Below are 10708 nucleotides of genomic sequence, written 5' to 3' on the forward strand. Positions count from 1 at the left end.
AAGTTTATTGGCAATTGACAAAAAGTTGTAGAACAATTAGACTTAAATATATGGCTTTGTTTGAATATTAATTTAGAAGGAGGTTTTACATGATTAAATTAACAAAGGATCTATGTCTTCAGGCTCTCTATGGTGGCCTTTTACTCGGCGGCGGCGGCGGTGGAAATCTCCAACTGGGCCTGGACGCTCTGGAAGAGGCGTTCCGCCATACGGATGAGTTGATTATGGTAGATATTGATGAATTGGACCAGAATGATACGATTGTTAATGTATCCATGGTGGGGGCGCCGTCAGCGAAGGATACCTGTGTTACCATTGAACATTGGAAGACAGTTCTCAAGAATTTTGAAGATGCCAGCGGAACAAAAATAGCCGGATTTACTACGTGTGAAAACGGCGGTGTTTCCACCTCCAATGGCTGGGTGATTTCTGCCATTACCGGAACCCCTCTCGTGGACGCTCCCAGCAATGGACGGGCCCATCCTACAGGTACGATGGGAAGCATTGGTTTGAACCAGGTTCCCGGCTACATAAGCATTCAGACTGCCTGTGGCGGAAAGGATGATAAATATGTGGAAACCGTGGCGAAGGGCAGTTTAACAACAACCTCCCATATGGTGCGCCAAACTGCTGTAGCGGCAGGAGGCATGTGCTGTGTACTCCGTAATCCGGTATCCGCCGAATATGCGAAAGAACATGCTGCAGTAGGTGCAATCGCCCAGGCGCTGGCAATCGGTAAGGGGTATCAGGATCATAAAGGAGACGTGGAGGGAATTTTAAAATTCCTGGAGGACAATTATAAAGCAAAAGTGATCTGCCGGGGCATAACCTGCGATTATGAATTGTGTATGGACGGTGGATATGATATAGGCTCTCTGCATGTGAAAGCAGATGGGGATGATTATGAGCTCACTTATTGGAATGAGTACATGACATTGGAGAAAAATGGGGAACGGCTCGGCTCTTTCCCGGACCTTCTGTGTACTCTGGATGCGAAGACCGGATTAGCGGTGTCCAGCGCTGAGATCAGGGATGATATGGACGTTATCATGATAATTATTCCTAAGGATCAGTTGATTCTGGGCGGCGGTATGTATCAGAAGGAACTTTATGAAGAAGTGGAAGGAATTCTGAAAAAGGAATTGGTTCGCTTTAATGAGGAGTTATTTTAAAATCTTTGTTTGGTCGTGAAAGTAACGCCGTGAAGAAGGCAAATCTGGGCCCGGGGGGCCGGGTGTCAGGGGACCGGAGGTCGGGTTCCCGCCTCTAAGAGATACTAAGGCCTTCAAGAACGAAAAAAGACAGGGCGGTGCCCATTCGATGTAAACTCTTTATGGACTTTACCTCGAATGGGCGCCGCCCTGCTTTTTTCCGTTCTTGAAGGCCTTAGTATCTCTTAGGGCCGAATCCAGAATCCCCAAGCCCTTACCCCTTCGTCTGTCCGCCCCGGTTCCCCCTTGCTTTTTTCACGGCGTTACTCCCGGTTAATACTTATGAAGGGATGAGCGATACTTATCAGGTGTCATGCCGTATGCCTTTTTGAAAAAACGGATAAAGCTTTGTACATTATTATACCCCACCTTCGAAGCCACTTCCTTTATGAGCAGTTTTTCATCGGATAAAAGCTCACATGCCGCAGCCAGACGGATTCTTGTCAGCATGTTCATGATCGTTTCACCGCATTCTGCTTTAAACATATTGCATAGATAATTTTGGGACAAATGCACATGATCTGAGATATCTCTTAGTGAAATATCTTTCATATAATTGTTCTCGATAAAGGCATGGGTCTGTATAATGATCTCGTGGTAATGGCGCTGAACGAGGGAGGAGAGGGAGGCAATGCTGCTCTCGATAAAGGACATTAGCTGACTGTATAGCTTTTCCGAATGATCGGCCCGTCCGATACTTGCGAATAGCTGATATTCACTCATACTTGCATCGTCATAGATGCCGCCTAACAGCAGAACCTGTTTATATATGGCGCATTCCATCTGAAAAACCAGATACTTCATATGGCTTTCGCTGTATTCCGGAAGGTTCACCGAGGTATGGAATAACCGATCCGCTTCCTTTAATGCCATTTCCGTGTTCTGCAGCTTCACATGATGGATTAGTGATTCCAGCGGGAGTGCGGTTTCATCGGGAACTGGGGATGGACAATCCAGCGTCAGGTCAAAGACCTCTGCCGTATGGGGCGAATGGAAGGTTTTCTTTGTGATCTTATTGAGTGAATCGTTATAATAAATGGGCAGAAGATCGATTTCACAGAACGCTTCGCTGAGACCCAATACGGCAGAAGCGGAATGTTCAATCAGACTTTGCGCTATTTCGTCTGACAGCTGTAATAATGTGTCTCTGGAAAGTTCCGTGTTAATCAGTACAGCCAATCCGTGGCTGTCGGTGATGGTGTAGCAAAAAGACAGATCCTCTTGTTTTTGTGTAAGGGGAAGGAGGTAACGGCCGGCCGCCTTACTGTTTTGTTCATCATAAAATTTGATTAGGAGCAGAAGAAAATTCTGATGATAAATTTCCATTCCCAGCATTTTTAATGCGGAATAAAAGCTGTCCCTGTTGAAATTGGGAGACACCAGGAATTCATGCAGGGCATAGGCCTCCAGATAAGGATAGGAGCTGTCATATTTTTGCTTCAGCTTCTGATTCTGGGTATGCAGGTTTTTAACTAAATGGTCAATCCTGCTGTACTCGTTGCAGACCGCGGGTGTATCGTCTGTTGTTGTATAGCCTTCCAGGCTTTTCAGCAGGGCTTTAAGGGGCCGGTATAGATAAAATGAGGCCAGCAGGATCAGAATCACGGAGGTGGCGGTAATCAGTACATAGGGGATCACTAATTTTTTTGTGGTGTTTATAATGCTTTTTATGTAGAAATCATTTTGCTGTATATTGATAAAGGAGAGCCGGAAAGCATCTGAATGTATAAATGAAACATAGTTTCTGTCATCTATGGACTGGTCTCCTGCAGAACTTTCGATCAGTGTAAGGACATTGGCCTGGTATATCTCATCCAGAGTTTTTACATCTGTGAACATGGAGTTGTGCACGGCAGCCAAAGGCTGTTTTTCTTCACCTGTAACTAAAAAGGTGCTGTTTTGCGATACACTCAGCATAGAATTCAAAAAAACGTCTGCATTTAGATTGATGACCAGTGTGATATCCTCATCTCCCATAAATCCGCGCAGCTTCCTCACATAACTCATGATTGTGACCGGAGCTGTTTTGGTATAAGGGGTGCTTCTGTCCAAAACCCGGAGTTTTTTAAGCCCTGGCGTTTGATAAGAATCATTGTTAAGCACCAGGGGATCAGAAAACTTATCTTTGTAGACCATGGCGTCGGACAGGACATATGGATGGACATCATCATATAAATAGATGGATTCGATCATTTTTAACGAATACAGGGTGCGTTCAATTTTTTGCAGGATCACTTTGATTTTTTCATAATCCGGGCTGAACGGATCTATCTGGGTGAACTGCAGGATATCATTATCAAACAGCAGCTGGTTTGCGATGTTGTCGATAATCGTTAAATTCGCCTCCAGATCCATTTTTTGACTGTTAAGCAGCTGGTATTCCGTTTCTTTGGTATAGGACATCAGGTCTTTGGAACTGATTCGGATGGTCGCATGGATGAGAGTGATGAAGGGGATGAACAATAAAAGGGACAGGATACATACATTCCGGATCAGAACTGTGTGTTTTAAATGTTTTTTCAAATTAGATGGTATCAAGTCGCTTTCCTCCCCTATTTAATAATAAGATCTATATGAAATTATAACATACAGAGGGGTGAAATTATAATTATAATATACAAAATGAACAAAATCGATAATATTTTACTATCATAATAAGATTGTACTATGCTGGCTAACAAGATTATACAACCAGAGTAAGGATTGAATATTTACAAAGCCGCCGCCAGAAGGATAAGATGGCCTTACAATAAAAATGTCTCAGGAGGGGATACGATGTACAAATTTCAAACACAAAGAAAAGCAGTATCGGCGCTGTTGGCAGCCGGCATGTTCGCGGCCATGACAACCGGCTGCGGGCAGTCACAGACTCCGGAAATTTCTTCCCAGGCCACTACCGGAGAAACTGCGGCGGGCACCCAGGCTGCCGCGGAGGAGGAGCCGTTGGACATCAAGATGACAGTGAGGCTGTTCGACCAGGTTCCTGATATGAACAACGCCTATTGGGAGGAGTTTCAAAAACGAACCAACACAAAGCTGGAGGTGGAATGGATTCCGGACGGGGATTACATAACAAAGCTGAATTTAATCTTTTCCAGCAGGGATCTGCCTGAGGTTTTGGTAGCCAATCCCTCCAATAACTTAAACAATCCTCCGTTTGTAAATGCGGTGAAAAACGGGGCTTTCTGGGATCTGACGGATTATCTGGGGGACTTTTCCAAATATCCGAACCTGTTGAACAATGAGCCCAAAAACGCATGGATATACAGCCGGGTGCTGGGCAGAAATTACGGCATTCCCAGAAGCCAGCCGCAGGTTTCGAGCAATCCTCTGATCAGGAAGGATTTGCTGGATGAGCTGGGGCTTGAGATGCCTGTCACGGTTGAAGAGTTTACTGATACCATGGAAGCAATTGTAAAAGCCAATCCGAATATGGTGGGTATGGTATCTAAGCAGGATCTCTTAACCCAGAGCAGCGGTGGATTTACGGCTGCTTTTGGAGTGAACACGCCTTATTATAATGAAGAAAACGGGCTGGTCTATAACAAGCTGTCGCCCAGTTTTACCAACTATATCCTATGGCTGAAGGACATGTATTCCAAGGGGATTCTTTCCAAAGAATTTTCAGTCATGAAGCCGACTCAGGCCACAGAGCTTTTCCAGTCCGGCGCGGCAGCATGTCTGGTGAATGAGAGCATGAGATGGGCTTATCCTTTTACACAGACACTTAAACAGGTAAAAGAGGATGCTTATGTTGATGTTTTAGGTCCTTTGAAAGGTGAAGACGGTTATGCTTTTTCTTACGGAACGGGCATTGTTGACTGCTTCTTCATCTCTAAGACGGTGCCGGAAGAAAAGATGCTTAAAATTTTGGATTATCTGGAAGAAACTTGTACCCAGGAATATCTGGATTTTTCAATGTATGGAATTGAAGGCGTCCATTATAATGTTGTGAACGGAGAAAAGGTATTGACTGAGCAGAAAAACATCGATATGGGCTCCAGCGCGCCGCAGCAGGTGTTTGCAAGAAAATATGACGCGTACATGAAGGTCGGGTCACCTCAGGCGTCGGCGGAATACAACAAACAGATGAGAGAGCTGTTTGATTCCTGGAATGTGGACGAGGTCGGCACCATCGATCCCTTTACCGTGGCAACTTCAGAAACCTGGAATAAGGTCTGGCCGAAATATATAAACGAGTGGGCAGCCTATGCGACAAAAGTCATAATCGGACAGATCACCATAGAAGAGTATGAATCCTATGTGGATACGCTGAACAATATGCCGGAGTTTAAAACGGCTTATCAGGAATTTGCGGAATCTTATGAAGGCTTTGAAATAGAAGAATAGCTTTAAACAGGAGCCTGCAGCCATTGAAACAACAAGGCGTTAAGAGAGTGCTGCAGGCCCTTTAAAAGCTCATATGGATGGAGGTGCAGGGGTGTTTACAAGACAAGCAGCAAACAGAATGCAGAACGGATCTGCGAAGAAAAACAGCCTGCTTTGCAGAATGAAACGAGGCAGATGTATCTATTTATTGATGCTGCCCGGCATTGTGTATTTTGTGATATTCAAATATATTCCTATGGGAATGCTGGCGATCGCCTTTCAGGATTACAACCCCTACGTGGGAATGAGGGGCAGCGAATGGGTGGGATTCCACCATTTCATTACGTTATTTAAAGATCCATTTTTCTATACGATGTTCCGCAATACGCTGGCAATTAATCTTCTTTCGCTGGTATTTTATTTCCCTGTTCCGATCATATTGGCGCTTCTCATGAATGAAGTGGCTCATGAACGGTACAAAAAGTTCATTCAGACCATCGTTTATATGCCGCATTTCCTTTCGTGGGTTATTATCGCCAGTATGACGTTCTTCCTGTTATCGGTGGACGTGGGTGTGATCAATAAATTCCTGACATTTTTGGGAATGGATACGGTTTCTTTCTTATCCAAACCGTCTGCATTCTGGCCGATTGTGATCGCTCAGACCATCTGGAAGAATACGGGGTGGGGCACCATCATTTTCCTGGCAGCCATGGCGGGCGTGGACGTATCCCAGTATGAAGCTGCCACCATAGACGGGGCGGGGCGTTTGCAGAAAATATTTTATATTACGCTTCCGGCGATTACGCCCACAATCATCACGCTCTTGATCCTAAGGCTGGGAGCCATAGCGGATGTGGATTTTGAACAGCTTCTGCTGATGACTAATTCACAGGTCTATCACGTGGCGGAGGTTTTTGATACCTACTCCTACCGTCTGGGAATCCAGCAGGGGGAAATCAGTTTCGGCACCTGTGTCAGCCTGTTTAAAGGGCTGATCGGGGTGGTATTCGTCTGGTTTTCCGATTTTACGGTGAAAAAGATGGGATATGAAGGCATATTTTAAGCTGTGTTTCCAGGATAGGGGAACTTACGGCTGTGAGGAGGGGATTATTTGCATTCCATAAAAAAATTTACAGTGGGCGACTTTTTTATATACGGCGTCCTGGGCGTCATATCAGTGGTGAGCATTCTGCCGTTTTTGTATATTCTGAGCGTTTCTTTTACGGACCCGGATACCTATGTTCCGCTTCAGTTTTATATCATACCTAAGGCGTTTTCATTAAAATCATACCGCTATGTGCTGTCGACGCCCAGCTTTTTCAATGCATTTAAGAGCACCGTGTTCATCACGGTGGTGGGTACGGCGGTGAATTTGATTGTCACGTTTGCAATGGCATGGGGGCTGACGAAAAAAGAAGTCCCGGGCCATAAAATATTCTTTTACATGGTAGTTGTGACACTGTTTTTCAACGCAGGACATATTCCTTCGTACCTGCTGGTTCAGAACCTGAAGCTGATGAACTCCCATTGGGCCCTCATATTGACCAGCATGACCAGCGCGTGGAATCTGATTGTGGTGAAAAACTTTCTGCAGACGATTCCGGAGGAAATTATAGAATCGGCGCAGATGGACGGATGCGGGGAGCTGCGGATATTCGGGCTGATCGTTCTTCCGCTTTCCAAACCGTGTATCGCGACATTTCTGCTGTTCTTTGCGGTAAAACATTGGAATACCTATTTTAACGCGCTGCTTTACCTGTCCGACACCACCAAGTGGACGCTGCAGCTTCTGATTAAACAGCTTGTGGTGGACGCCGATGCGTCGGGAATTGGCCAGGCGCTGACGGCTGAGGCGGTTCCTCCTCAGGAGACTGTCAGAATGGCTTCGATTATATTGGCGATTCTTCCAATTATGATTGTATATCCGTTCCTGCAGAAGCATTTCGCAAAGGGCGTGATGCTGGGATCGATTAAAGGATGAGGGGATGTATGCCGTGAACGGCTGAAAGGAGAAGGAAATGAGAGAGATTAAGACGGTACTGACCACTGTAAACTATGATGAGGAGCACCTGGACCGCCTGGTAAAGGCGTTCGCTCCGGCGGAGGTGTTATGGTTTGATAAAAAGGATGCGGAAGGAATCAAGACGGTTTTAGACCGGATCGACGTGGCTGTGCTCGACGACGATCTGGACGACTTGATTTTGTCCGCGCCGAACGTGCGCTGGATTCACTGCAGCCACGCGGGATTGAATAAATCGGCCAGGCCGGAGATATTTGAAAGAAATATCATTGTTACAGGTGCGGCCGGACGTTCCGCCCCGTCGTTGGCGGAGCATGTTTTTTTCTTTGCCCTGTCCCATATTTATGATGTCTACCGCCTGTACGAGGCGCAGAAGGAACACCGTTGGAATGAATTTTCCAAACAGTATCAGCAGACCAAGGGGCTTAACAGCAAAACCATGGGCATCATAGGGCTGGGAAATACAGGAAAAGCGGTGGCAAAGCGGGCGAAGGCCTTTGAAATGCGGGTGCTTGGGTATGACAGGCTGGATTTTGAGGAGATTCCGGAGGGGATTGACGAATTCTATTCTTTAAACAGGGGAGATACCATTGACCGGATTTTGGAAGAGAGCGATTTCGTGGTCCTCTGCTGCCGGTTATCGGATGAAACCTATCATATGATTGACCGGGAACAGTTTGAAAAGATGAAGGAGACAGCATGTCTCATCAATCTGGCGAGAGGTTCCGTGGTCAATGAACAGGCGCTCTGTCAGGCCCTGAAACAGAAGAAAATCGGAAGGGCCTGCTGTGACGTGTTTGAAACGGAGCCGCTTCCGGCAGACAGCCCGCTGTGGGATCTGGAGAATATGATGATTACGCCTCACAGCACGCCGAGAGTGGCGGATATCTATTCCAATGCGCTGGATATTCTGATTGAAAATATCGGGCGGTATAGAAATGAGCAGGAAATGATAAACCGTCTGTCTGAACGGGATGTCTACACAAAATAAAAATCGGGGAAGAGGTAATTTCATATGGGAAAAATTTGGTGTACGGATTGGCCGTGGCGGATGATCCAGACGAATTTACGGGAGACCGACATGGCGGACATAAATGCCGCACAGTTTGTGGAAGAACTGAAGAAATTCCATGCGACAGTGGTGATGATAAACACAGCCGGAATTATCGCGAGCTATAAAACCGGTCTGCCCTATCAGTTTCAGAGCCGGTATCTGACCGGAGACAGCCTGGAGACGATCATCGATGCATGCCATAGAGAGGGCATCCGCGTGATCGCGAGAACTGATTTTTCAAAGGTCAGGCGTCCGGTTTATGAGGAGCACCCGGAGTGGGCCTACCGGACGGCTGACGGAAGAATCGTGGATTATAACGGCGATGTGCACGTCTGTCCCAACGGCGGATACCAGCAGGAATATTCCTTAAAGATCATTGAGGAAGTGGTAAAGAAACTGGATATCGACGGTATCTTCTGCAATATGAGCGGGTTCCAGGTGAAGGATTACAGCTACAATTACTATGGGATCTGCCATTGCAACAGCTGCAAGTGGCTTTTCCGTGAAAGATTCGGGCTGGAACTTCCGTTAAAAGAGGACATGAAGGACCCGGTTTACAGAAAATACAAGGTATTTCAGAGGGAATGCACGGATAAACAGAACCAGAAGCTGTTGAGTTTCATGAGAAAGCTGAATCCGGATATAGCGGTCAAGGGAGCGGATTTTGAACGCATGGAATCCAATACGGAATATAAACGGCCGCTCCCCCATTGGCAGTACAGCGCCTCCTCCAATACCCGGTGCATCCGCGGAACAGGGGAAACCGGAATCGTACCGTCCAATACAACTGTGGATTTTATCGGATTTTTTTACAGGCAGATCGGCGTGAGCCCGGCCATGCAGGAACTGAGAATGTGGCAGAACCTGGCGAATCTGGGCGGCGTGGATTATTATCTCATAGGACGGCTGGATAATCACATGGACAGACGCGGATATGAAGGCATTAAAAATGTATTCCGTTTCCACAAGGAACATGAAACACTGCTGCAGGGGCTTCGTTCTTGTGCAAAAGTTCTGTTAGTCCGCAGAGAATTGTGGGGCGATTCTAAAGAAGAGCGTGGATGGATCCGGGCACTGACGGAGAACCATATTCTGTTCGATGAGATCCGGAAAAAGGAGTTCGGGGATGCTGATCTGTCTGGATATCAGATGGTTCTTCTGCCGAATATCAGGTATCTTTCCGATCAGGAAGCCCGTAAGCTTGATCACTATGCCGAAGAAGGCGGTACGGTTCTGGCTACAGGGCAGTCTGGTTTTTATACGGAAGATTTTGAGGCGAGAGATGAGAATGCGCTGGAATGCATGGGCATGGACGGAGGGTATTTTGTCCGGGAAGATATGGTGTCATCCATGCTGCTGATAAAGGAAGAAGAAAAGGAAATTTTCCATCGGTTTAAGGATACGGAGCTGGCAGCAATAGGGGATCAGTTTGTGTTTTCCCGCTTCCGGCCGGATGTGGAAACCTATCTTTCCCTGATTCCGCCTCATCCCATCGGTCCGCCTGAACGCTGTTATTACGAGCAGGTTACAGAGATACCGGGAATTGTCAGAGCGCCGTTTGGAAAGGGCAGGGGCATATTCATCCCCTGGCTTGCCGGAGAACTTTTCTATGAGGGCGGTTACGATAATACCATGATGTTCATGAGTGACGTCCTGGAAGAGCTTTGCGGCCTAACCAGTTCCGCCCCCGAACTCACCCCTATGGTAGAAGTGACGGCCGGGAAAAAAACAGGCTGCACCGCCGTTTTCCTTGTAAACACCACCGGACACTTTGGAACCAGCTTCTATGAGCCAATTCCTGTAATGGACGCCCAGGTTACGATTGAGACGGATTTTGAGCCAAAATCGGTGAAATCACTGAATACAAAGGACAATGTGGAGTTTGTATACGAAAATGGAAGGGTGGCGTTCACGGTGAAGAAGCTGGAAGCATTTGAAATGATTGTGATGGAAGCCGGATCAGTATAGAAATATACTTCCTCCAATAACGGCCAGAAAGACCTTTCCCTCAAATCTTTATTTAACGAGTTGGCAGGAGTGACGCCATGAAGACGGGGAATCTGGGGCAGGCGGCCGTGGATGAGAGGAATT

7 protein-coding genes are annotated in these 10708 nt (G+C 46.6%); 6 read left to right on the forward strand and 1 reads right to left on the reverse strand.

Annotation, left to right across the window (positions count from 1 at the left end; translation table 11 throughout):
• Positions 1-89: 89 nt before the first annotated feature.
• Positions 90-1172, forward strand: a complete 1083-nt coding sequence (locus GPL15_RS00630) for a DUF917 family protein (RefSeq protein ID WP_215695094.1) — start codon at positions 90-92, stop codon at positions 1170-1172.
• 312 nt (positions 1173-1484) lie between these two features.
• Here the strand turns inward: GPL15_RS00630 and GPL15_RS00635 are convergent, their stop codons facing one another.
• Complete coding sequence (locus GPL15_RS00635; protein WP_215695095.1) at positions 1485-3749, reverse strand: AraC family transcriptional regulator; 2265 nt, start codon at positions 3747-3749, stop codon at positions 1485-1487.
• 237 nt (positions 3750-3986) lie between these two features.
• Between GPL15_RS00635 and GPL15_RS00640 the strand changes: the two genes are divergently transcribed.
• The 5 genes from GPL15_RS00640 (at position 3987) to GPL15_RS00660 (ending at position 10585) form a co-directional block, all read left to right on the forward strand.
• A complete protein-coding gene (locus GPL15_RS00640; protein ID WP_215695096.1) occupies positions 3987-5561 on the forward strand; it encodes an extracellular solute-binding protein in 1575 nt (524 codons plus the stop codon).
• 91 nt (positions 5562-5652) lie between these two features.
• Entirely contained in the window at positions 5653-6606 is a 954-nt protein-coding gene (locus GPL15_RS27215) for an ABC transporter permease subunit (protein ID WP_215695097.1), read from the forward strand.
• A 48-nt stretch (positions 6607-6654) separates the two neighbouring features.
• Positions 6655-7524 (forward strand): carbohydrate ABC transporter permease, encoded by an 870-nt coding sequence (locus tag GPL15_RS00650; protein WP_215695098.1) that lies wholly within the window; start codon positions 6655-6657, stop codon positions 7522-7524.
• 37 nt (positions 7525-7561) lie between these two features.
• Positions 7562-8554 carry a D-2-hydroxyacid dehydrogenase gene (locus GPL15_RS00655; RefSeq protein WP_215695099.1) on the forward strand — a complete coding sequence of 331 codons (993 nt, stop codon included), beginning with the start codon at positions 7562-7564 and terminating at the stop codon, positions 8552-8554.
• Positions 8555-8578: 24 nt separating this feature from the next.
• A complete protein-coding gene (locus GPL15_RS00660) occupies positions 8579-10585 on the forward strand; it encodes a beta-galactosidase trimerization domain-containing protein (RefSeq protein WP_215695100.1) in 2007 nt (668 codons plus the stop codon).
• The last annotated feature ends 123 nt before the right edge of the window (positions 10586-10708 follow it).

This window comes from Clostridium sp. MCC353 (assembly GCF_018785315.1).
In the GTDB taxonomy this organism is placed as follows: Bacteria; Bacillota; Clostridia; order Lachnospirales; family Lachnospiraceae; genus CHH4-2.

Excerpts from the sequence above, each read along its gene's own strand:
- GPL15_RS00630 (WP_215695094.1), top strand. The coding sequence starts at position 90 with ATGATTAAATTAACAAAGGATCTATGTCTTCAGGCTCTCTATGGTGGC.
- GPL15_RS00640 (WP_215695096.1), top strand. The coding sequence starts at position 3,987 with ATGTACAAATTTCAAACACAAAGAAAAGCAGTATCGGCGCTGTTGGCA.
- GPL15_RS00655 (WP_215695099.1), top strand. The coding sequence starts at position 7,562 with ATGAGAGAGATTAAGACGGTACTGACCACTGTAAACTATGATGAGGAG.
- GPL15_RS00660 (WP_215695100.1), top strand. The coding sequence starts at position 8,579 with ATGGGAAAAATTTGGTGTACGGATTGGCCGTGGCGGATGATCCAGACG.